Source organism: Roseivirga sp. UBA838 (genome assembly GCF_002296035.1).
GTDB classification, from domain to species: domain Bacteria; phylum Bacteroidota; class Bacteroidia; order Cytophagales; family Cyclobacteriaceae; genus Roseivirga; species Roseivirga thermotolerans.
Window position 1 is genome coordinate 18,767 of the sequence record NZ_DBHC01000019.1, and the last position, 23,444, is coordinate 42,210.

Below are 23,444 nucleotides of genomic sequence, written 5' to 3' on the forward strand. Positions count from 1 at the left end.
CGCCAGCGAACACCAACGTCCCTGAAAGAACAATACACGGGTTCAATAGATGTAATAACTCTTGAATTAAAACCTCATTCAGAACTTACTTAAAAAGCATAACCAATTGATTAACAGTCAATTAAAGTCTTAAAATAAATTCAGGGTGACGAAACAGGTTAAATGGCATACTCCTTGGCTAATGGTCGGTGAACTTTTAACTTGATTCCATGCTTCGCAACATGTTCATGCTAGCCTGGCGCAATGCCATTCGCCACAAGCAATTCGCTATTCTCAATATACTTGGCCTAACCATAGGCATTACCGCCACAGTAATTATTGCGCTATATGTCATGAACCAGTATAGCTATGACAATTTCCATAGCAAAGGAAACAGAATTTATAGGGTGAACCAGCCCATGATCTGGGGCGATTGGAATGAACCATTTGCTTCTACTGGTCCTAACTTAGCCATAGCTCTAAGGGCTGATGTTCCCGAATTTAAAGAGGTAACCCGGGTGCATACCCCGGGCGAAATGGCTGTTAGCTATCTGCCCGAAGGTGGCAATCCCATCTCATTCACAGAAAGCAGAGCTTTTGTGGCCGAACAGAATTTCTTTGAAATATTCGACTTTAAAGCCAAGACGGGAAGTTTAGAAACAGCTTTGGAGGTTCCCGGCAACGTGGTGATCACTCAAGAAACAGCCACTAAATATTTCGGCACAGAGGAAGCCATTGGCAAAACGCTTTTGGTAAATCAGGGCACAGACAGCTTTGCTTTCAGGGTAGCTGCTGTATTAGAAGACATTCCTACCAACTCGCATATTCAGTTCAACATGCTACTTTCCATGGCCTCTTTCGATGATATAGAGCAAAGACAGCACCAATGGATTTGGACCACCTTTGTCACTTACGGACTAGTAGCAGAGGGGGTAGATATCGATAAACTGGAAGCCAAGATTCAATCTATTCCTCCAAAATGGGCAGAACAAGAGATACAGAATATCTTTGGGCAGAGCTACGTAGAATACATCAAAGACAGAACCTGGACACTCGAGCTTCAGCCATTAAGTGAGGTTTATTTGTACTCCCCGCCATCTGGCAACCGTATTGGCCCCAGTGGAAACATACTTTACATCCAGATTTTTTCTGCGGTAGGTGGCCTTATCTTACTCCTTTGCAGTATTAATTTTATGAACCTCTCCACTGCCAAATCGGCAAACCGAGCTAAGGAAGTGGGCATTAGAAAGGTATTGGGATCGGAAAAAAGGGCCCTCGTTCAGCAGTTCATCTTCGAATCAATTCTCTATGTTACGGTTAGTACCGTAATAGCCCTGGTTGTTACCGAAATATCTCTGGATGCTTTCAACCTGATAGCCAACACAGAATTGAGCCTTTATCGATACGCCACCAACCCTGCGGCCATCGGGTTAATTGCTGCTTTTGTGGTACTACTGGGCATAGCTGCCGGAAGTTATCCGGCCTTTTATCTTTCTTCCTTCAGCCCCATTAAAGTACTCAAAGGAAAATTAAGCTCCGGCTTTAAAGGAAGCATGCTGAGAAACACTCTTGTAGTGGTTCAGTTCACTATTTCCGTAGCGCTAATTATAGCCACCTTCTTTGTTCAGAAACAGCTCAACTTTGTTTTGAATATGAACTTGGGGTTCAATACCGAAAACATATTGCAAGTCCATAATATGGAAATGCTAACCAACGAGCAGCAGCAAACGCTGCAAGCCATGCTTGCTACCAATCCTGCTTTTGAACAGGTGGGAATTTCTGACCTTATTCCGCCTAATGTTTGGAACGAAGACAAGTACAAAGCATATGGCCCGGATACCGAGTCGGTAACACTCAACAGAATAAGATGTAATGAAGAGTATATCGATCTACTGGGCTTAAATTTTCTGGAAGGCAGAAATTTCGATAAGACCAGAGGCACAGACCAATACAAAGTAATATTGAATGAAGAGGCCGTTAAAGTTCTGGGGTGGGAATATCCCGTCAATCCTGAAAACTCTCCGGTAGGCCAATACATTACTTTTCCCAACAGCAATGAGGCGCTCTTTGAGGTAATTGGTATAGTCGAAAACTTTAACCACAACAGTGTACGCTATGAAATAGGCCCATTGCTCCTCATTCATCAGGAAAATGATATCATGTGGAAACACAGCAACAACTACCTTTCCATTAGGTTGAACGGTGGGGCGATAGCCAGTAAAGCATCACTGGAAAGTAGCCTTAAGAACATTGAAGCAAGTGTGAAGGAAGTAGACGCTGCCATTCCGTTCGAATACTCATTTATGGATCAGATGTTTGAGGCAAACTTTAGAACAGAGCAGAGAATGGGGCAGGTTTTGAACATTTTTACCGCAATGGCCTTAACCATTGCTTGCCTGGGTCTATTTGGGCTCTCGGCTTTTGCTGCTGAACAAAGAAAAAAGGAACTAGGCATTAGAAAAGTACTGGGAGCCACTGCCAGACAAATCATAGCCTCTTTTACCAAAGAGTTCTCCATCCTGATCGTTCTTTCTATTGTTATAGCCAGCCCATTGGCCTATTTTTTCACAAAGAACTGGCTGTCTAACTTTGCCTACCAAACGTCAATTGAAGTATGGGTGTTTGTTCTGGTGGGGGGCGTATCCATAGTCATCGCATGGTTGACCATTGGCGTACACTCACTTAATGCGGCCAGGCAGAACCCTTCTGAAGTACTGCGCGATGAATAAATAGCTACGGTTGAGACTACGATGCCTTAGCTTGTTCTCTACTATACTTCCAACGTCTATGCGACCACAGATAGTCGGCCGGATGGCGTCTTATGCTTGCTTCCAACATCCGGGTATATGTTTCGATAATTTTAGGATCGTCACCATAGGGAGGTTTGGCTATCATTCGGAAGGTAAGAGAATAGTACCCTCGCTTCACCCTGTGTGTTTCCGCAAAAAACACCGGATACCCAACGGCTCTGGCAATTTTTTCGGCCCCAACATAAAAGGCCGATTCCTGGTTGAGGAAATTGACCCATTTTTTTTCAGTGCTTTTACTGGGTATCTGATCACCAATAATACCAATGACACGGGCTTCATTTTTTCGTTTCAGAATCTCTCTGATAGCTGAGTCTTTAGGAATGGGTTGGCCTCCGTGGCGTGTTCGCAACTGAAACATAATACGCTCATAGCGCTCGTTCTGAATGGGTTTGTAGAGAAACTCCATGGGTACGTTCAGCTGACTGACAATGGCATGTGCAGGCCACTCCCAGTTGCAGGTATGGCCGGAAAGAAGAATAATTGGCTGGCCGGCATCGAGCAAACTTTTTAACTCATGAGGGTTTGTAATGTGAAAGTGCTTTTCCCAGTCGGCCTTTGAAAAGCGGTAGGCAATGATTGATTCTGCAAACACCTCCATAAACTGATAGTAAAAGGCTTTGGCCGTAGCTTCTACCTGCTCTCTGCTGTATTCCGGAAAAGAGTTGCTGATGTTGGTGCGGATAACCTCGCCTCGATACCTGGAAATATAATAGGCGAAATGAGCGGCTAGTCTAAACCAAAAGTAAATCCAACGGGCGGGAAACAGAGATACTATCCGTATGAGTGTCATTGATGATTAAAAATTGAAATAAGTGAACGGCTTTGCCGGGCATTTAGTTCGTAATGCTTTTATAGTCTAAGTGGCGGCAAAGATAGGCCAATAGCCTTTACAAAGGGCCACCAAAAAGCCAAAGAACAACCTCTTTGAACTCTCTTCTCCAGAACTGCTCGTTGTGCTCCCCTTCAGGCACCAGTTTACTCTTAAGCTGGCGCGAATAGCCTTTTTCATCAAGAAGCCTCAGCATTCGCTGAAAGCTATCGACCATTTGAGATCCTTCTTTACCTCCCATGAGCAAATACAGCCTGGCTCCGCCCCACAGTTCACCAGACTCCACCTGAATAAAGGGGCCTTCGCCCCACCAATAACTTGGCGACAAGATACCGGCTTTACCAAACACCTGAGGGTACTCAAAAATGGCATAGTGAGAAATGAGCCCTCCAAGTGAGCTGCCAATAATGGCCGTGTTTTGCGGATTGTTTATGGTTCGATAGGTCTGGTCTATGTAGGGCTTCACAGTATGCACTATAAAATCCATGTAAGGTTTCCCTTCGGCCTTGCCATATTTGGGGTGATCCCAGGCGGTTAATTCATGAATTCTGTTGGCCTGACCATTGTCTATACCCACCACAATAAAGCGCATCCTTTTTTCGGTATAGAGCTCATTTAAAATTTCGTCTACTCCCCACTCTCCTACAAATGAGGTGGTGTCATCGAAAAGATTCTGACCATCGTGCATGTAAAGCACTGGATAGCGGTCGTTGGTAGTTTCATAATCGGGTGGAAGGTAAATGCGCACCTGCCGTTCTCTCTCAAGACCTTCTATAGTAAATACTGAATCGACTACATGTACATTGGCGGCTGCCGTAGAGGTGCTCTGCTGAGCATTGACCGAGATGGCCAGTGTTGTCATTAGTAGTGCTATAAGTATTTTCATTATCTGAGTTTAACCTAAAAAACAATCACGAAAGTAAGGATAATCTAAAGAATACACTCAAAAATCGTTATGGCTCTTCCCTGTATATTCTACCCTTCTTCTGGTCTGAGAAAGTGAGGTTTATATTCATCAGGCAGAGTTGCGCTCTGCCTGATGCTAAACTAGTAGTTGATCTTTATACCGGCTCCAAACTTCATGTCGCTATCATAGTGGGTTGAAAGAGACAAGTATTTTGACAGTATGTAAGAGGCTCCAACAGCATACTCCAAATCGGTATTCCACATACCCCACAACCTTACTCTGGGGGTTAGGGGCAAATCATCTCTTAAAAACTGTACTCTTAACTTCCCTGTATGGTCTATCCTTACGTCTGACTCTATGAACCAGGGAAGGGTATATAGAACTCCTACACAAAGCACACTTCTCTCATTCTTTGTATTCTCCTGACCAAATAAGTTTCGGTCAGTTTCATGAACATCTCTACTCCTTCCGTCCCACCCTATGTATGGCATTACAAACTGAGCACTGCCTACATATCGGCCAAAATGCACTTCTGACTCGTAGCCTTTTTCATTGTTGATCCCAAGCCTCCACTCGCCAGAGAAACTCCAGCGTGTATTTGAAAAGGACACTTCACCATCGCTACCGTTGGTTTCCAAGCCAATTTCTCCACCCAGATAAAACCTGCGATCGTCTTTATACACTTTCCTTAAGGCTTTGCGTGGGTTGGTAAATTGAGGGTTGGGATTTGGAGTATCATAGGTAAAGATTCTGCCCATACCGGACATCATATGATAGAGGATATGACAATGAAAATACCAGTCACCATATTCTTCTGAGGCATGAAACTCAATGGTATCGGTTTCCATTGGCATCACGTCTAAAACCGTTTTGAGAGGAGAGTATTCACCCTGGCCGTTCAGTAGCCTGAAAAAGTGTCCGTGAAGGTGCATGGGGTGTCTCATCATGGAGTTATTGTAAATCACAATTCTTAGGTTCTCCCCCTTTCGAATCAAGATTTTATCAGCTTCCGAAACTGTCTTATTATCGATAGTCCATACATACCTGTTCATATTGCCCGTAAGCTCAAACCTTAGCTCTCTGGTGGTTCCTTTTGGAAGCGTTGTTTCCACTGGCGACTTTAACATGGCGTAATTCAGGGTTACCAATGGTTCGGTGGCATCCATTACCTCCGGATACATGACGCTATTCATGTCCATTTGCTGAAGGCTCATGTCCATTCCCATATCGTTCATTTTACCCCCCATAGTCATCATGGAATTCATCATAGACATCCCCTCAAAGTAGCGAAGCCTTGGCAACTCGTCTCCTTTTATTCTTTCGCCCTTGCCCAGCCAAAGTGAAGTGCTATTTGTTCGATCTTCAGAAGTGGCTTTTACTTCAAACTTCCCCTCGGCAGGAACAACTACTTTCACATCATAGGTTTCTGAAACCGCCACTATCAGCCTGTCTGCCAGAACCGGTTCAACATCTGCTCCATCGCTGGCAACCACAATCAATTGGCCTCCCGAATAATCTATCCAAAAATATGTCGATGAACTGCCATTGATTATCCTAAGCCTGACGGTATCTCCCGGGTTAAACTCCGCTTCGTCCCATGGCCTTCCGTTTACCAAAAGCTTGTCGTAGTAGACATCGCTCACATCCATTGCCAGCATTCTCTTGGTTTCATTCATCAGCTTAGTGCCGGCTTTGCCAGCTGCAATGGCCTCTGAATAGCTTTGAACTGCCCCTTTTTTTATTCCATACCAATCAGTTGCCTGATGCAATGATCGCTCCACCTGAATGGGATTTTCATCCGTCCAGTCAGATAGCAACATGGTGTATTCCGAGGCTACAGCTTCACCTCTTTTATGAATGATAAATGCCCCGTACATTCCTACCTGCTCCTGGAGCATAGTATGGGAATGATACCAATAGGTACCTGATTGTACGATTGGAAAACGGAAGACGTGCTTACCCATTGGTTTGATGGGCGTGGTGGTAAGATAGGGCACTCCATCTTGTTCGTTGGGAAGAATAAGCCCATGCCAATGAATTGATGTTTCGTGGTGCATTTTGTTGTAAACATGGATTTCAGCCGTATCTCCTTCCGTAAAATACAGTGTTGGTGCCGGCAGCTGACCGTTTATTGCAATGGCCTTGCGCGCCTTGCCTGTATAATTAACCAGTGTATCGCTTACCACAAGGTCATACTTTACCACTCTTTGGGCCAGCGCACAATAGGCCGTTATAATGCCTAGAATAATGAGAAAGAATCGTTTCATCTTCTTTTCAATTATTTCCGGTTAATTCCACTTTTCCGCAAGACAGCATTTGTTTGCCGTAAAATGGATTTCTTATCGTGCTAGACTCACTGACCCAGTACCACTTCTTCATAGGACAATAGATGTAGTAATGAGCTTCCTTAAAGAACTGGTCTCCCTGCAGATACTGCCAAAAGCTTTCAGAGAGCTTTGCAAACTCTGCTCTTTGTGCTTCCAGTTTTTTTTCTTCCTTAATCTTACCCAACGACACCATGATGGTGGAAACCCTGTTTTTTTGGTCGTCCACTACGGTCATTGTCTCAAAAGACCTCAAAAGCGCGGAAGCTGAGACAGACGATTTTTTTGCATCACCATCTACCAAAGAGTTCTTTAAGCCCACATACTGCCCAAAGACCTCACTTGTGGTTTGTGCTAAAAGGCTGCCCCAACTCAGGGCAGCCAATAGCATTATTGCCAAGGTTTTCATGCATTAGTTTTTAATTGCTCTGCAGCATAACCAGCATCTTTAACAGCCTTGGTAATTTGATCTGCAGTTAAACCATTGGCCTTAACTGTTAGTACTTTATTGGGGGTTTTTAAATCAACCTCCCAATTGTCTGCTCCGGCTACCTCATCTAAAAATGGGGTTACTTTGGCCAAGCATCCTGTACATTTGATTGTTGAATTGAATTTTAGAGTTTCCATTATTTGAGTTTTTAACTTTTGTGTAAAATTATTTTAAAGTGAGCGCCAGCAGCTTACATGATTGCCGACTAGTATTTCAGAATTAGAGATAGGAAATGGTGAGTTCGTCTGTCACGGCAAGACCTGAGCATGTAAGCACAAACCCACTGTTTAACATTTCATCGGTTAAGGCATAGTTCTCGTTCATCACTAGCTTGCCAGAAACCAATTTGACCCTGCAGGTTCCGCACATGGCCTCCTTGCATGAGTATGGAAGCTCAATTCCCGCATTGAGTATCGCATTGAGCACCAATTGATTTTTGGGTATAGTGATTTGCTCACTGCCGTTTTCTTTGATTATGGTAACCCTGGCGACTCCCTCATTGATAGGTGCCGTGGTGGTGTTAAAAGCACTAAAAGACTCTTGATAAATCCAGGACGGATCAACTCCCAAGTCGTTCAGGCTTAAACAAGCACTCTCCATCATTCCCTGCGGACCGCATAGGTATACTGCCGAAAAAGATGAGACATCACCTAGCGCCTCTACTAAAACCTCTGCATTAACTTGCCCTTTCTTTGCTCCCAAAAGGTTTTCTGAAGCAAGTGTTTCGAGTAAATGAATAACCTCAAACTGACCGGATGACTCTTTGGCCAGCCGTTGAAGCTGATCCAGAAATATGATTGACTGCTCGTTCTTATTGGCATAAATCAGCTTGATTGACTTCTCTGGTTTAGTTTTCAAGACCGACTTAATCATGGAGAAAAGAGGGGTAATACCGCTTCCCCCGGCAATAAAAAGCAAGTCACCAGAGTGCTCCTCATCTTCTTTTAAAGCAAAGCGCCCCATAGGTTGACTCGTCTCCAGAAGCATTTCAGGCTTGAGGTTTTCTACCAATTGGGTAGAAAGGCGACCATTAGCCACTCTCTTTATGGTAATGGCCGGAAAGTCATCGACTCCCGGAGTTGAGGAGAAGGAATAAGACCTGCTTATTACTTCGCCAAGTACCTGAGCAGACACATTAATGAACTGCCCGGGTTTATAGTGGTCTATCCAGGGGTCTGGCTCAAGCACCACAGTTATGGCATCGGGTGTCTCTCTGATCACCCTCCGCACTTTAATTTGCTTGTTCATGAAAATTAACTCCGGCTATATTTTGGCACGCTTAAGACGCAGGCTGTTGGCTACAACCGAGACAGAACTAAAGGCCATTGCGGCTCCGGCAATCATAGGGTCCAGTAAAAATCCGTTGACCGGAAAAAGCACCCCGGCTGCCAAAGGAATACCAATCAGGTTATATATAAATGCCCAAAAGAGGTTTTGACGGATTCCTGAAACAGTACTTCGCGATAACCTTATGGCCTTAGGTATAGAGTTGAGGTCGGAAGTTATTAATGTCATCTTTGCAACGTCCATCGCTATGTCAGATCCTTTTCCCATGGCTATGCTCACATCGGCCTGAGCCAGTGCGTGAGAGTCATTAATGCCATCGCCCACCATCGCCACAATTTTACCTTCCTCTTGCAGTTTTTGGGTAAATGCGGCTTTGTCGGATGGCAGCACTTCTGCTTTGAACTGCGACAGCCCCACTTCTTTAGCCACTGCGGTTGCCGTTTGCAGGTTGTCTCCTGTGAGCATATACACCTCAATGCCCATTTTTTGAAGCGTAGAAATAGCCTCTTTGGAGGTGGCTTTAATTTTATCGGCTATAGAAATGATTGCCAATACTCTATCCGTATTGGCAAAATACACTACCGTGTTGGCGGTCTTCTGCCATTCTTCGGCCTGACGGGAAAGCTCCGGAGCCAATTCAATTCTATTTTCCTCTAAGAGTCTCTTATTGCCTATAAAGTAGCTCTTGCCTTCATGAACACCTTTTACTCCACGGCCGGTAAGACTTTCAAAATAATCGATGGAAGTACTCTTAACTCCTTGTCCTTTCAACTTGCCCACTACGGCTTCGGCCAAAGGGTGCTCGCTTTGCATTTCCAAACTCAACAGAATCTCCTGATATGCCAGCGCGAAGTTTTCCTGTTGCCATTTTAAGCCATTAACCTCGGGTCTGCCTTCCGTAATGGTGCCTGTCTTATCTAAGATCACGGCATTTACTTTGTGCCCCAGTTCAAGGCTTTCAGCATCCTTAATTAAAATATTGTTTTCAGCGCCTTTGCCCACACCAACCATTATGGCCGTTGGAGTTGCTAGCCCAAGGGCACAAGGGCAGGCAATAACCAACACCGACACAGACGACAGCAAAGCATAGGTAAAGGCATTGTCGCCTCCTAAAACCATCCACACCACAAAAGTGATTATCGAAATGGCAATCACAATAGGCACAAAAATGCCAGCAATTTTATCCACCAGCTTTTGAACGGGCGCTTTGCTCCCCTGGGCTTCCTGAACCATTCTGATGATTCCTGCCAGCACGGTGTCTCCGCCCACCTTTTTGGCCACCATCTGAAAGCTACCTTTCTGGTTTACGGTGCCGGCAAACACTTCAGCATCAACCGATTTGCTCACAGGAACAGATTCCCCTGTAATCATGCTCTCATCCACGTAGGATTGACCGGAAGAGACCACACCATCTACCGGAATTTTCTCACCGGGTTTAACCATCAATATAAATCCCTCTTTAACAGCCGATATGGGTATTTCTACCTCCTCTCCTTCAACAATGGCTTTGACGGTTTTAGGCTGTAGCCCCATTAGTTTCTTTATGGCTGAAGATGTATTTGATTTGGCCTTTTCTTCCAGCAGTTTGCCTAAAGAAATAAAGGTGATGATGACCACTGCTGCTTCATAGTATACATGGGCGTGTATGCCCCGTTGATGCCAGAAATCGGGAAAAAAAGTATTGAATACACTAAATATAAAGGCTATTGATGTGCTAAGAGCCACAAGCGTATCCATATTGGCCATGCCGTGCTTGGCCTGTTTCCATGCCGTGCTAAAGAAACTTCGGCCAATATAAAACAGCACAATGGCTGATAAAGGCATAGAAATCCATTTACCCGGCTCCCATTCCATGAAAAACATTCCGATAACAAAAACAGGAGCCGTTAGCAGTGCAGACCAGATGAACCGACTCTTTATTTTTTTGTAATGCCTCATTTGCTCATCGGCCTGTGCCTGAGAAGCATCTTCTGTATCTACAATAAGGTCGTAGCCAATTTCCTGGACAGAACTCCTTAAATTTTCTACAGTTGCCTGCTCAGGGTTGAATTCGGCCCAGGCAGTTTGGGTAGCAAAGTTTACCCCAGCCTTCATAACTCCCGGTGTGTTTGCCAGCATAGACTCCACACTCACCGCACAGGCGGCACAGGTCATACCGGTTACGGGAAAAGTCTGTTTTACAATGTTTGCATTTACAGATAACCTTGCCTCTGTGTTCTGCTTAATTGATTGTTCCATTTTGAGTTTTTGTTTCAAAATTAGGAAGTGGTGCCCTCCTCTTCTTTACAAGATTACAGGCTAACATTATAGGTTTTCCGGTATGCGCCTTCTGTTCAACCTAAATTGAGAAGGACTGATACCGGTTACACTCTTGAATTGGTTAGAAAGATGCTGGGGACTGCTGAACCCTGTCTGGAAAGCAATCTCTTCTAAGGTCTCCTCTGAATAAACCAGTAGTTCCCTAACTTTATCTACCCGACTAACGATGTAGTACCTCTCTAAAGTAATTCCTTCGTAGCGACTAAATACTTCAGCCAGCGAATCATAGTTTTTATGAAACCTCAATGACAAGAACTCCGAAAGTTTTATGGAAGACAAAGCCCCTGAATTTTGCTCTATCAGGCTTTTAATAGCTTCCTTGAGCTGCCTGAGGAGGCTCGTAGTTCGGTCTTCCAAAAGCTCAAAACCAAGAGGTTTTAGAAGCTCCTTTATGGTCACCAGGCCTTCGGCAGGCAGTGGTTTTTCCAGCTCAACCTGACCAAGGCTCACCTTATTCACCCGAAAACCCCAGGTCTCCAGCAAGTCGCGAATGGTGGTAATGCACCTGTTGCACACCATGCCTTTTATGTATATGCATTCCTGATCCATGATGTTGAAAAATAACTTTTAGGCAAATATCCCTTTCTCGGCACATTCACCTGTTACATTATAATCAGGAAGTGTTACAAGATTTAGATCTGATCTAAAGGGTTCCTTTTTTGAATATCGTGAGTAGCCTTAAAAGCCGTTGGGGTAAGCCCGGTCACTTTTTTGAATTGACTCGACAAGTGTGCAACACTGCTATAGCCAAGTTTATAGGCTATTTCCTTCACCGATAACTCATCGTAAAACAAGTGCTCCTTTACCTTCTCCACTTTCTGGCGGATTATATATTGCTCTAGCGTAATACCCACAACAGTAGAGAAAAGGTGGCTCAGGTACGCGTAGTCAACGCCAAGCTTCTCTGAGAGAAAATCGGACCAATTGGTTTTGAGGTCGAACTCATCTTTGTGATGAATTACTTCAATGATAAGGGTTTTGGCTTTTTCGAGAAGTACACTCTTCTCATCACCTATTAACTCAAACCCCTTCTTTTTCAGCTCATCGTTAAGCTCCAAAAGCTCGGCTTCAGATATCGGTGCAGGCAACTTCACTTCTCCCAACGATACTGACATGGGCGTTATAGACATTGACTCAAAAACAGCCTCTACTGCAAGAATGCAGCGCCTGCAGACCATGTTTTTAATAAAAACCGATGTTTGTGTTCTCATGCCTATAAACCTGAAAAAGTTAACTAATTATTCTGTGAAAACACCACCTCTCAAAAACCCCGCTCCCATTTGCTGGCCTCCTGCTTGCGCTTCATTTCTCCGGACGCTATCATCTCGGCAAGCCTGGGATTCTGTTCAGTGGCTTTTGAGGTAAGGTGCCAGTAACCGCAGACCTGACATTCGTAAACGTTCTGCGGCCCTTCATGTGGAAGAAATCCTTTGTAAATATGCTGATCAATCAGGGCTGTTTCTGCCAAATCTTGAGACATATACTGATATTTGCCGCTGCTGCAAGACATTGTGTAAAGTAAAGCATAGAATAGCGGAATTGGTTTGAAGCTTTGAGCAAAAATTCATTCTTTTAACCAACACCACAACCCATCTCATGAATTACCAACTGAACGATATAGCCAAACTCACAGCCGATTTCATCAATACCACCGATAGGCACGTGTTCCTAACGGGCAAGGCGGGAACAGGAAAAACCACTTTTCTCAAGCATATCGTTCAGCATACACACAAGAAAACCATTGTGGCGGCTCCCACGGGAATTGCCGCCATCAATGCACAAGGAGTTACCCTGCATTCTCTTTTGCAACTTCCGTTCGGTGCATTTATTCCCGAAAGAGTGGTACCGCCTGATGTGAACACGCAATTCACCACGCTGTACAATCTGTTTTCTAATCTTCGCTTCAATAGCTCCAAAAGACAGCTCATTCAGGAGATGGAACTGCTCATCATTGATGAAGTAAGTATGCTCCGTGCCGATTTGTTGGACTGCATCGACCACATGTTGCGCTACCTGAGAAAACGAAAGGACGTGCCCTTTGGCGGAGCCCAAATCCTTTTCATTGGCGACCTGCTTCAACTGCCTCCTGTGGTAAAAGACGATGAGTGGAACATCCTGAAGAGCTATTACAACTCCAGCTATTTTTTTGAAGCCAGGGCTCTTTCTGCAGCATCTCTAATTCATGTCGAACTGGAGAAAATATATCGCCAAAGCGATGATCAGTTCATTGCCATTCTCAACCGGTTTAGGGAGAACAAACAAACCAGGGAAGACATTGAATTCCTGAATCAGTATTACAAACCTGAGATGACTGAAGCGGAAGCTGATGGTTACATTCACCTCACAACGCACAACCGAAAGGCTGATAATATTAACTCCGAACGACTTCGGGCCTTGGACTCCAAAAGCTATTCCTTTCAGGCAGAAATTGTCAATGACTTTCCAGAAAATTCTTACCCCATCCCGGAAGAGTTAGTACTGAAAGAAGGGGCTCAGGTCATGTTCATTAAGAATGATCCCAGTGGTGAAGGCCAGTTTTTTAATGGAAGAATCGGTCATGTTTCTCACTTGTCTTCTGGAACTATAAAAGTGAAATTCAGCAATGGAGAGGAAGTGGATGTTCCTCAATATACTTGGGAGAATAAGCGATATTCCCTGAACAAGGACACCAATGAGATTGATGAGAAGGTTTTGGGAAGTTTCACTCACTTTCCACTTAAACTGGCATGGGCTGTCACTGTGCACAAAAGTCAGGGACTTACCTTCGAAAAAGCCATTTTGGACCTATCAGGAGCTTTTACCCAAGGTCAGGTCTATGTGGCACTCTCCAGGTTGACTTCTTTGGATGGACTGGTACTTTCATCCAGAATCCCGACCGATGGTTTCGATATTTCCAGTTCCATGCGGGAGTTCTCGGCTGCCAAGCCTTCTCTCGATGAGCTTTCAGGCAGGCTTTCTCAAGACCGAAATCAGTACCTATTCCAGCTCATTTCCCATCATTTCGATTTTCAGGAGGTGGTCAGGAGTTTCCGAAGCCATATTTCCAGCTTCGATAAGCAGGAAAACCGTTCGCTCAAGCAGCAATTTCTGGAGTGGACCAATCAGTTGACAAACCCCATCTTCCCGCTCGAAAAAGTAGGCAAGAGTTTTCAGAGTCAAGCCTACTCGATCATCCATCAGGATCAAGACATTCAACAGCTTTCCGAACGGGTTAAAAAGGCCAAGGACTATTTCACTCCTATTCTAATGACGGCCTATGATGCCATCAAGGAGCACGACAAAAACCTGAAGGACAAGACCAGGCTCAAAACCTACAGAAAGGAATTGAAGGAACTCTCCGAATTGCTCTTCAACAAGCAAATGGCCTTGTTAAGGGCCAGTCTGTACATTCAGTTTTTGGCAGAAGGCAAAACTCTCACTAAGCAAGATGTTCAGGATGTGCTGAAGGAACTGATCATACCCAAAACGGAAAAGAAGAAAGACAAAACACCCACCGCTGAAATCAGCTTTGCCTTATATAAAGAGGGTAAAACTGTGGAAGAAATCGCCAAGGAAAGAGGGCTGGTGAACTCCACCATAGAAGGTCATCTTTGCAAATACATAGAAACAGGAGAAGTAAAAGCCACCGATCTGATTGAGGAAGAAAAGCTCAAAAATATCCTCAACCTCATCACACCAGAAACCACCAGCCTCACCGAAATCAAAAGCCAGCTAGGCGATGAATACACTTACGGAGATGTGAGAGTGGCCATGACGGAGTGGAAGAGAATCAGGGTTAAGGATTAAACGTCATTCTGGGATTTTCCTTCCAACTTCAAAAAAGGGAAGAAAAATATCCGGAATCTTATTTAGTATCATAAAGCCAATCAGCCATTAGTACGGAACAAAAAAGCCCTTACATTTGTAATCCTTTTGCAAACGGCAAAATTGAAACTTATGGGGCCGACTGGAATTGACAGTAGGTGTAATGCAAGTGTAAGCATGCAGGGAGTTGTTAGTATTTCCCTTAAATAAAACTTTCCTCATTTTAATTGGCGAAAGACAATACGCCCTTGCTGCCTAATCAGATTTAGATAGCAATGTGTCTCTCTCACCCCTCGTTCTGCCGGGTGGGAATATGAGACATCATCATGCAGAACTAGCGTAAGTGGATGTCGCGACACTTGCGTGAAATTAATCGCGGATAAGGTTTGGATTAGGGTGGTTGCTGTCCTTAACAAACTCGAAAACTAATCAGCAAATAAGCATGTAGAAGGCACTTAGTGTTCCTTATCTGGACGAGGGTTCGAATCCCTCCGGCTCCACCATAAAAAGAGGCCACACTTGTGGTCTTTTTTATTGTCCGATTTAGGGTTTTGAGAACCCCGGGCAGAGGGCTTGAAACCTTATGGTTCGTTAGAGGATGTAAGGCATGTTTGTGCGTATGAGCCATCCACCGGTTCACATTTCCCCTCCGAAGCTTCGACATAGGCGGTCTTTTAAGTTTCCCATCTTGAGCGCAGCCGAAAGATCGGCCAAGCCTTCTTATTGGGCAGATCCCTCTGCTTCGGTCGGGATGGAAAACAAAGAACCCGCCTTTGTAAACTCCGGGCTCTTGGCAATTCCTTGTTACTTTTTCCTCAAACTTTAAACTTTGAACTCTGAACATGTAACTCAAATTTATATCTTGCGGCAATGGAAAAATTCGTTGTCTCGGCAAGGAAGTACAGACCGGTTGGTTTTGAGGAAGTTGTGGGTCAGGAGCACATCACTACTACCCTAAAAAACGCAATTGACAATGAGCAACTGGCTCAAGCACTGCTCTTTTGTGGCCCCAGAGGGGTTGGAAAAACCACCTGCGCCAGAATTGTAGCCAGACTCATCAACGAACAGTCTATAGATAATCCCCTATTAGGCAACGATTCCTTTAATATCTATGAACTCGATGCGGCCTCCAACAACTCGGTAGACGATATCCGAAACCTGATCGATCAGGTGCGTTATCCTCCGCAGCAGGGTAAATTCAAGGTCTATATCATAGATGAGGTTCACATGCTTTCGAACCAGGCCTTCAATGCATTTTTGAAGACCCTGGAAGAACCGCCTTCTTACGCCATTTTTATTCTGGCGACAACAGAGAAACATAAGGTAATTCCTACTATTCTTTCCCGTTGTCAGATTTTCGACTTCAACAGAATTGAGGTAAGTGATATCTCAGGTCAGCTGAAAATGATTGCTGAGAAAGAAGGCATTGAGGCAGAAGATGAAGCGCTGAACCTGATTGCTCAAAAGGCAGATGGAGCCATGCGTGACGCCCTCTCCCTCTTCGATCTGATTGTTACCTTCTCTCATGGCAAAAAGGTTACCTATCAGGCCACAATAGACAACCTTCACATTCTGGACTACGACTACTACTTTAGAATGACGGAAGCGTTGTTTAACGAAGACACCCCGGCTACTCTCTTGCTGTTTGATGAAATTTTGAAAAAAGGTTTTGACGGTCATAATTTCATTGTGGGACTAAGTGGTCATTTCAGAGACCTTATGGTGTGTAAAGACAATGCCACCATTCAATTATTGGAGGTTTCGGATACCGTAAAGGCTAAATATCAGGCCCAGGCCAACGAAGTGCCCATGTCGTTTTTACTCACCGCGCTGAACGTGGCCAACCAATGCGACATTCATTACAAAGCCAGTAAAAACCAGCGTTTACACGTGGAGCTTGCTCTCTTGAAAATGGCTCACCTAAAAAGAGCCATTCAGTTGGCCGATGTGAGTGTTGCAGACGATTCATCAAAAAAAAAAGCCTAACGCAGCCTGAGGCTACCGAACCTCAAGACGAAACGCCCGATCGTTCCTCTTCACCATTAGTGCCGGAGACCAATGCCACTCAGGCACCCACCAGCGAAGCGATAACAGTTGCCGAAAAGGCCCCTTCTACCTCTAAAGCGGAGGTTGCTCAAGCCGCCAAACCTGAGCCTGCTACTAGTCGCCCCAAGCTTAGAAAGCCTCTCAGCATCAAAACCATGGATATTCCAACGGACCTGAGTGCACTCAAGAAGGTGATTAGCAAGCCGAAAGAAGATATACAGGAAAAGGAAAAGGAGCCTACAGGACCTACTCGCCAGAAAAGCTTTGATGCGGCAACTCTGCAAAGGGAATGGATGGCTTTTGTAGAGCAACGACAGAAAATGGGGCTCACTCAGGAAGTACTCATTCTTAAGGAGCCTTATACTCTAAATGGAGAGCAAATTACCGTAACCATAGCCAATGAAGCCCTTGAACCAACCTTTGAGAAATTCAGAGGAGACCTTTTGCAATTTTTAAGAGACAGGCTGGAAAACGACCTTATTACTGTTCGGTCTGAGGTAAGAGAAATGGAGCGGGAGAAAATGCTTTATACCGATAGAGAAAAGTTTGAACACCTCAAACGAAAATACCCTGCCTTGCGCGATCTTCAGGATAAACTGGGGTTAGACCCTGAATTTTAAGCAGCGCCCCCCGGGATTCCGGCTAAAACTTTAAGGTAAAGCCAACCGTTATCACGTTTTTCAACTGCACATCGCGCCCCCGGGTACCATCGGACCGTGTGACCTTTACATCATCATCATAGATGAGCTGTGTATTTACTTTTGACTGTATAAAATCGTTGACTTTCAGGTTTAAACCAGCTTCTATATTCACCACCGTGTTGGGGAATTTTTCATAGTTGGAGAAGAAGTTGTAATTGGTTTTGAGCTCTACATTCTTCATTAAAGTTCTCTCAAAAGTACCAATGAGAGATATTCCGGCCTCCGAACGTATTTTTTCTCCGGCAATAACTCCAAACGACCCGGCCCTTGATAACGAGTCGTTGAGCACAAAGGTAAATCGGCCGGTAAAGGGGGCCAGTGTAGCCGATAAGCCTGCTTGCGGTCTGTAGGTCAAACCAAGAGAAGCCTGCAAATATCCAGGAGCCATGAAGTCCGATATGAGTACTCTGCGTTTCTCCGATTGGCCTGCCACATTTTCCAGCTTAACCCCTTCGTCCATCTGGGTTCTAAAATTAATGGCGGCAGACATCAGAATCATTTGGCTAAACTTCTGACTGTACTTGCTGGAGAGAATAATAGCATCGTCTGTCTTTTCAAAGCGATTGGTATTATCTCCTTTCCGAATTACTCCGTAACCAAACTTGGCTCTGTTTTCCCATACCACCTCTTCGCGTTCGTAGTTGGCAAAACCCTCCAAGGTACCTCCAATGGCCAAAGAAGACTCACCACCGGCTGCCCAGTTGGTCAATCCCACTTGTTGAATGTTCAATGCGAAAGAGCCTCCGTTTTTCCAATACACCACCGAGTCGGCCGCTGCCTCGGAGGAAGCGTTCTGTGCCCAAACCTGTTGAATTGAAAAGAGGAATAAGAATAGAATAGTCTTTTGAGTCATTCCTATGATTCTGCTGCAAATGTACGGGAGTAATCCAACCCCTAAAAATTCAAGGAAGCTTTTTGTCCAAAATGGTATTGTGCGTTAATTGGGCTTTCTGATGATCAGTTTTTCTCCAAGAGACAACGTATGGTCTGCCTTGTTATTCCACCGTTTTATATCTTCTATTTCAACTTCATATTTTTTGGATATCGACCACATAGTTTCTCCTTTGGCCACTTGATGAGTAATGATTTGAGGCTCTTTTACTTTGGGAGCATACCTTTCTCTGGGAACAAGCAACTTTAACTCTTGCCCAATTTGCAGGCCATCGCTTAGTTTCAGATTATTCCATTCCAGAATTTCATCAATTTCTACTGCATATTCCTTGGCTATAGCAAAGAAGGTTTCCTGGTACCTAACCCGGTGAACAACCACCGTGTCCCGGGCCGTATTTGTGAGCGGCCTGATGGGTGTAGGTTCAATAAACACCTCATTATCATCGCGCAAAGGCAATTCAACGGTTTTTGGCCTCACGTTTTCCTGGATGGTCCTTTCAGGCTGAACAGGTTTTTCAGGCTCCGGCTCGGGGGTACTCTCAGGTAACGAAACCCGACTGTACTCTACGGGAATATCTTTAGGCCTGATAAATCGGAGCCACAGCACACGCCCCACTTTCAATTGCTCCGCCTCTTTCATCCTGTTCTTTTGCATTAGCTTTTTCAGCTTTATGCCATAGTCTTGCGATATGCCCCACAGGGTTTCTCCGGGCTGTACAATATGGTAATGAACCTTACCCTTGTTGCGCTTTTTCTTTAGGTAGTAGTACCTGTCGGCTCTCACATTGCCTCTGTCACCAATGTCATTGAACTTCATCAGCCTTTCCGTTTTTACCCCCGTGCGAGCAGAAAGGCTTTGCAGATTGTCATTGCTTTTAGCTCGAACTGCAGGTATTCCGTTCAGCTCAATATTTCCGGGCTCATAGGCCTTGGCGGTGTTTCCCGTAATCTGCGGAAAAGCCCCTACGTTACCAGCAATTGGCCTGAAGCGCATGCGTCTGGTTTCGGCCTTTGTGGTACTTTCCGAACGGTTATTCGAAGAGGCAGAACGCGACTTGTCTGCTTCATTAGTTTTCTGCGGTTCATCGCGTCTTACCACTACCGGTCCGCCTTTTTTAGCATTGGGATAGAATACCAGATAAGACTTATCGTCCGGAATCTGAGATTGGTTGAGCCATTTATTATAAGCCCTCAACTCATTGAAATCGGTACCTGTTGCCTGGCTCACCTGCCGCAAGGTTTTCCCTCGGCCTTCATAGCTGTGTAAACTCATATCGCTACGATACTTACCGTTGCCCACATAATCTTTAAAGGCCAGGTAATGAGCTATGAATTTCTTTATGTACCAGTGTGTTTTGCCATCAATTACCATCGACTTTGCTCCGTACAACTTATCGTCAACAGAGCGCTGGGTACCGGTGAGTCCCTGTAAATACGACTGAAGCGAAAGCACCCAGTTATCGAACACAAAGTTGCTTCGCTTAAAATATTTGGTAGCTCCAACGGTTGCTGCCACAATGTGCTTCCGTTCGTCTACCACGTTGTCTACCCGTAAGCCTAATTCCTGAGCCGATGCTTTTTTGAACTGCCAGAAACCCACGGCATTGGAGGATGATACCGTATCGGATACAAACTGACTCTCTTGAATGGGCAGGTATTTAAAATCTTCCGGAATTCCTTCCTGGCGAAGCACCTCTTCTACATAAGGCATATACAGGCGAGACCTGTCTACAAGGCGCTGAAAATGGTACTGACTGCGGGTAAGCAGGTCTAAGGTTTGCTCAATTTCCTTCTTGGCATCGGACTGTATTTTGAGCCTGACCCCGGCAAATTCCATTTCATTGGGGACAGTGATTGGAGCTTGCGCTAATGAACGTAGCGAAGCCAGCAGGAGAATGAGTAGTGCGGTGAAAGTCTTTCTCACTGTATTCTTCTTACCACCATCAGGCCATCTCTAATGGGGAACAAAACGTTTTCAACTCGATCATCTTCGTGAACAGAACGATTAAAATCGAGTATGGCTTGCGTATCGGTATCAATTTTCTTGTCAGTTTTTACCACTTTGCCACTCCACAAAACGTTGTCGGCTATGATAAAACCACCAATACGCACTTTTTGCAACACTAAGTTAAAGTAATTCAGGTAATTTTTCTTGTCGGCATCGATGAAAACTAAATCGAAAGGCCCCTCAATTTCAGGGATTAGCTGCATGGCATCGCCAATTCTAAAGTCAATACTATCGGTGAGGCCGGCTTCAGAAAAATAAGCTCTTACAGAAGCCTCCAGTTCCTCATTCTTATCTATGGTGATCAATTTTCCACCGGCCACCAGCCCCTCTGCCATGCAAATGGCCGAATAACCCGTATAAGTGCCAATTTCCAGAATTCTTTGCGGTTGGATCATATGACTAAGCATAGAAAGTACCCGGCCTTGCAAATGCCCTGAAAGCATGCGTGGCATGAGCACTTTTTGATGGGTTTCTCTATTTACCCTGCTCAGTAGTTCACTTTCCTTATCAGTATGCTCTTCTACATACCTTTGTATGTCTTCGGGAATAAAATCCATTAGTTTTCGGGTAATAGGGTTAAATAACTCAATCGGTTTTCGTCAAACATCTCATTGGCAATATCCATGAGCTCAGCACCGGAGATTTGGCGAATACGCTGAAAGACATCTTCCAGAGAATCTACCTTTTCCATATCAAGAATGCTTTTTCCCAACATCAACATAAGGCTGGTGTTGTTTTCTTCGGCCATGGCCAGTTGTCCAATAAGTTGCTCCTTAGCTTTGTGCAGTTGAAGCACCCCCAACGGCTTTTCGCGCAGCTGTCTGAGCTCTTTGGCTATAATGCGGTGGCTGCGTTCTACCTGGCTTTTTTCGGTTCCAAAGTATATGCCGAATAAACCGGTATCGGCAAATGGGTGATATGCGGCCTCCACACTGTAGACAAATCCATACTTTTCTCTCAATGCCAGGTTGAGCCGGGAATTCATTCCCGGCCCGCCCAATATGTTCACCAACATAAAAAACGGTAGTCGTTTCTCATCAGCCAGGGCATAGCCTGTAGCCCCAATAGCACAGTGTGCCTGGGTAATGTTTCGTCTGATAATCTCTCGATCGGGCCGGTAAAATTCAAACGGTTTGCGCTGCCGGGAGGCCTGTAAAAGGGGAATTTGGCCAAAGTACTTTTCGGCCAGCCTCTTCACTTTCTTAAACGGCACATTGCCCACACATGAAAACACCACCCGCTCTGTACTAAGGTTTGTTTTTAGAAATTCCTGAAAATCTTCTCGGTGAAAAGACCGCACACTTTTGGGGGTTCCCAGAATGTTTTGACCCAGAGGGTGTTCTTTAAAAACTACACGATCGAACTCGTCCTGAAGAGCATCTTCAGGGTTGTCATGATATAGCGCCATCTCTTCTAAAATGACCCCTCTTTCATTTTCAATTTGCTTTTCAGGAAAAACCGAATCGAAAGTAATATCCTGCAAAAGCTCAAAGGCACTCTCCATGTGCTTATCGAGCGCTGAGGCGTAGAAGCAGATTTTCTCTTTGGTTGTGTAGGCATTCAGCTCTCCCCCTACCGAATCGAGTTTATTGAGAATATGGAAAGCTTTGCGTTTTTTGGTTCCTTTAAAAGCCATGTGCTCCCAAAAGTGGGCAATACCCAATTGTTCCTCGGTTTCATCGCGACTCCCAATATCCAATATGAAGCCGCAGTGCACAATTTTAGTACTGGGAACTTCTTTGTGGATTACTCTGATGCCGTTGGGTAAAGAAATAAGATTGTAGTCGACCATGCTTTTTTTTGGAACGGCTGCAAAGTTAAGGCTTTATTGAGCAGAATAAGAACACTTTACATGTAAGATAATCACTCCGCCCCCTCCCTACCGTCATTCCCGTGCAGGCGGGAATCCCCATATCAAACAGACGGATTCTCGTTTTCACGGGAATGGCGAAATGAACTCTTTTTCTATCTTTGAACTGCCTATGACAAAGCCATTTCAGAAAATACTCGTCATTCAAACCGCTTTTATTGGCGATGTAATTTTGGCCACTGGTGTTTTAGAAAAGATTCACCAGCACTACCCTAAGGCTCGGCTCGATTTTTTGGTTCGCAAAGGCAATGAGGGATTGATAAAAAACCACCCTTTCCTTAACCAAACCCTTATTTGGGATAAAAAGGCCGGCAAATACAGAAACCTGCTGAAAATGTTGAAGGTCATTCGTGCGGAACGCTACGATCTGGTAGTGAACATTCAACGATTTGCCAACTCAGGTTTTCTCACTGCTTTTTCAGGAGCTAAAATCAAAGTTGGTTTTGACAAGAATCCATTCAGCTGGGCTTTCGGCAAGAAAGTGCCACATGAGATCAATAATGGCAAGCACGAAATTGAGCGGAACCATGATCTGATTGCTGAGTTTACTGATGGCACTCCATCCAAACCAAAACTTTATCCGTCAAATCAAGACTTTGAGAAGGTCGCTTCGCTTAAAGCCGCCCCCTTTATTTGCTTTGCCCCGGCTTCTGTTTGGTTTACCAAGCAATTTCCGAAAGAGAAGTGGATCGAATTCCTTTCCACCACAGATTTCCAAGGAAAAATTTACGCTCTGGGTGCTCCTTCCGATCATGCCCTTTGCGATGAAATTATTCAGAAAAGTGGCCACCCAAATGCTGAGAATCTCTGCGGTAAGTTGAGTCTTTTAGAATCAGCTGCGCTGATGCAAGATGCTGAAATGAACTACGTGAACGACAGTGCGCCTATGCATTTGGCCAGCGCCATGAATGCACCGACCGCAGCCATCTTCTGTTCTACTATTCCAGAATTTGGTTTCGGGCCTCTTTCTGATCATTCAAGCGTAATACAAATCGAAGAGCCTCTCACCTGCAGACCCTGCGGACTGCATGGCAAAAAAGCTTGCCCGGAAGGACATTTTAAGTGTGGTTTTGAGGTTAAAACCGATAGGTTAACCGGTGCTGCATACAATACCCCTTAAAGGCTGATTTCGCTAAAATCTCTTATAGGGTTACTCATTTAGATTCTACTTGTTAGATC

19 protein-coding genes and 1 other RNA gene are annotated in these 23,444 nt (G+C 44.7%); 6 read left to right on the forward strand and 14 right to left on the reverse strand.

Annotated features, from left to right (window positions below):
• Window positions 1-209: 209 nt before the first annotated feature.
• Complete coding sequence (locus B3O12_RS06920) at window positions 210-2,708, forward strand: ABC transporter permease (RefSeq protein WP_286755764.1); 2,499 nt, start codon at window positions 210-212, stop codon at window positions 2,706-2,708.
• Between the two features lie 16 nt (window positions 2,709-2,724).
• On the opposite strand, the gene B3O12_RS06925 is transcribed toward B3O12_RS06920, so the two are convergent.
• The 10 genes from B3O12_RS06925 to B3O12_RS06970 all read right to left on the reverse strand — a co-directional run bounded on the left by B3O12_RS06925 (window position 2,725) and on the right by B3O12_RS06970 (window position 12,425).
• The gene (locus B3O12_RS06925; protein WP_189628179.1) at window positions 2,725-3,579 is read right to left on the reverse strand and encodes a lysophospholipid acyltransferase family protein; all 855 of its coding nucleotides are present in this window, start codon (window positions 3,577-3,579) and stop codon (window positions 2,725-2,727) included.
• A 97-nt stretch (window positions 3,580-3,676) separates the two neighbouring features.
• A complete protein-coding gene (locus tag B3O12_RS06930; RefSeq protein ID WP_286755765.1) occupies window positions 3,677-4,504 on the reverse strand; it encodes an alpha/beta hydrolase in 828 nt (275 codons plus the stop codon).
• 161 nt (window positions 4,505-4,665) lie between these two features.
• Complete coding sequence (locus B3O12_RS06935) at window positions 4,666-6,792, reverse strand: multicopper oxidase domain-containing protein (RefSeq protein WP_286755766.1); 2,127 nt, start codon at window positions 6,790-6,792, stop codon at window positions 4,666-4,668.
• A gap of 7 nt (window positions 6,793-6,799) precedes the next feature.
• Complete coding sequence (locus B3O12_RS06940; RefSeq protein WP_286755768.1) at window positions 6,800-7,258, reverse strand: DUF3347 domain-containing protein; 459 nt, start codon at window positions 7,256-7,258, stop codon at window positions 6,800-6,802.
• Window positions 7,255-7,476, reverse strand: a complete 222-nt coding sequence (locus B3O12_RS06945) for a heavy-metal-associated domain-containing protein (RefSeq protein ID WP_286755769.1) — start codon at window positions 7,474-7,476, stop codon at window positions 7,255-7,257. Before B3O12_RS06945 ends, B3O12_RS06940 begins: the two co-directional genes overlap by 4 nt.
• Before the next feature lie 82 nt (window positions 7,477-7,558).
• On the reverse strand, window positions 7,559-8,587 hold the full coding sequence (locus B3O12_RS06950; RefSeq protein WP_286755770.1) for a ferredoxin--NADP reductase: 1,029 nt from the start codon (window positions 8,585-8,587) through the stop codon (window positions 7,559-7,561).
• A 15-nt stretch (window positions 8,588-8,602) separates the two neighbouring features.
• Window positions 8,603-10,864 (reverse strand): heavy metal translocating P-type ATPase, encoded by a 2,262-nt coding sequence (locus tag B3O12_RS06955; protein ID WP_286755771.1) that lies wholly within the window; start codon window positions 10,862-10,864, stop codon window positions 8,603-8,605.
• Window positions 10,865-10,930: 66 nt separating this feature from the next.
• Window positions 10,931-11,494 (reverse strand): helix-turn-helix domain-containing protein, encoded by a 564-nt coding sequence (locus B3O12_RS06960; protein ID WP_286755772.1) that lies wholly within the window; start codon window positions 11,492-11,494, stop codon window positions 10,931-10,933.
• Between the two features lie 83 nt (window positions 11,495-11,577).
• On the reverse strand, window positions 11,578-12,156 hold the full coding sequence (locus B3O12_RS06965) for a helix-turn-helix domain-containing protein (RefSeq protein ID WP_286755773.1): 579 nt from the start codon (window positions 12,154-12,156) through the stop codon (window positions 11,578-11,580).
• Between the two features lie 50 nt (window positions 12,157-12,206).
• Window positions 12,207-12,425: a hypothetical protein gene (locus tag B3O12_RS06970; RefSeq protein WP_189628188.1), complete on the reverse strand. Its 219-nt coding sequence runs from the start codon at window positions 12,423-12,425 to the stop codon at window positions 12,207-12,209.
• Window positions 12,426-12,541: 116 nt separating this feature from the next.
• On the opposite strand from B3O12_RS06970, the gene B3O12_RS06975 reads away from it, so the two are divergent.
• The 4 genes from B3O12_RS06975 to B3O12_RS06990 all read left to right on the forward strand — a co-directional run bounded on the left by B3O12_RS06975 (window position 12,542) and on the right by B3O12_RS06990 (window position 17,415).
• On the forward strand, window positions 12,542-14,731 hold the full coding sequence (locus B3O12_RS06975) for a helix-turn-helix domain-containing protein (RefSeq protein WP_286755774.1): 2,190 nt from the start codon (window positions 12,542-12,544) through the stop codon (window positions 14,729-14,731).
• Window positions 14,732-14,883: 152 nt separating this feature from the next.
• Window positions 14,884-15,252, forward strand: a transfer-messenger RNA (tmRNA) gene (ssrA, locus tag B3O12_RS06980).
• Window positions 15,253-15,619: 367 nt separating this feature from the next.
• On the forward strand, window positions 15,620-16,735 hold the full coding sequence (gene dnaX / locus B3O12_RS06985) for a DNA polymerase III subunit gamma/tau (protein WP_286747203.1): 1,116 nt from the start codon (window positions 15,620-15,622) through the stop codon (window positions 16,733-16,735).
• A gap of 59 nt (window positions 16,736-16,794) precedes the next feature.
• Window positions 16,795-17,415, forward strand: coding sequence for a hypothetical protein (locus B3O12_RS06990; protein WP_286755775.1), 621 nt, complete (start codon window positions 16,795-16,797; stop codon window positions 17,413-17,415).
• Between the two features lie 22 nt (window positions 17,416-17,437).
• On the opposite strand, the gene B3O12_RS06995 is transcribed toward B3O12_RS06990, so the two are convergent.
• From B3O12_RS06995 to B3O12_RS07010, 4 genes are all read right to left on the reverse strand, one after another.
• On the reverse strand, window positions 17,438-18,349 hold the full coding sequence (locus B3O12_RS06995; RefSeq protein WP_189628192.1) for a DUF3078 domain-containing protein: 912 nt from the start codon (window positions 18,347-18,349) through the stop codon (window positions 17,438-17,440).
• 84 nt (window positions 18,350-18,433) lie between these two features.
• Window positions 18,434-20,311 carry a LysM peptidoglycan-binding domain-containing protein gene (locus tag B3O12_RS07000; protein WP_286755776.1) on the reverse strand — a complete coding sequence of 626 codons (1,878 nt, stop codon included), beginning with the start codon at window positions 20,309-20,311 and terminating at the stop codon, window positions 18,434-18,436.
• Window positions 20,308-20,952, reverse strand: coding sequence for an O-methyltransferase (locus B3O12_RS07005; protein ID WP_286755777.1), 645 nt, complete (start codon window positions 20,950-20,952; stop codon window positions 20,308-20,310). The genes B3O12_RS07000 and B3O12_RS07005 overlap by 4 nt, the downstream gene beginning before the upstream one ends.
• Window positions 20,952-22,187: a M16 family metallopeptidase gene (locus B3O12_RS07010; protein ID WP_189628195.1), complete on the reverse strand. Its 1,236-nt coding sequence runs from the start codon at window positions 22,185-22,187 to the stop codon at window positions 20,952-20,954. Before B3O12_RS07010 ends, B3O12_RS07005 begins: the two co-directional genes overlap by 1 nt.
• Before the next feature lie 190 nt (window positions 22,188-22,377).
• On the opposite strand from B3O12_RS07010, the gene B3O12_RS07015 reads away from it, so the two are divergent.
• The gene (locus B3O12_RS07015; protein ID WP_286755778.1) at window positions 22,378-23,385 is read left to right on the forward strand and encodes a glycosyltransferase family 9 protein; all 1,008 of its coding nucleotides are present in this window, start codon (window positions 22,378-22,380) and stop codon (window positions 23,383-23,385) included.
• Window positions 23,386-23,444 lie beyond the last annotated feature (59 nt).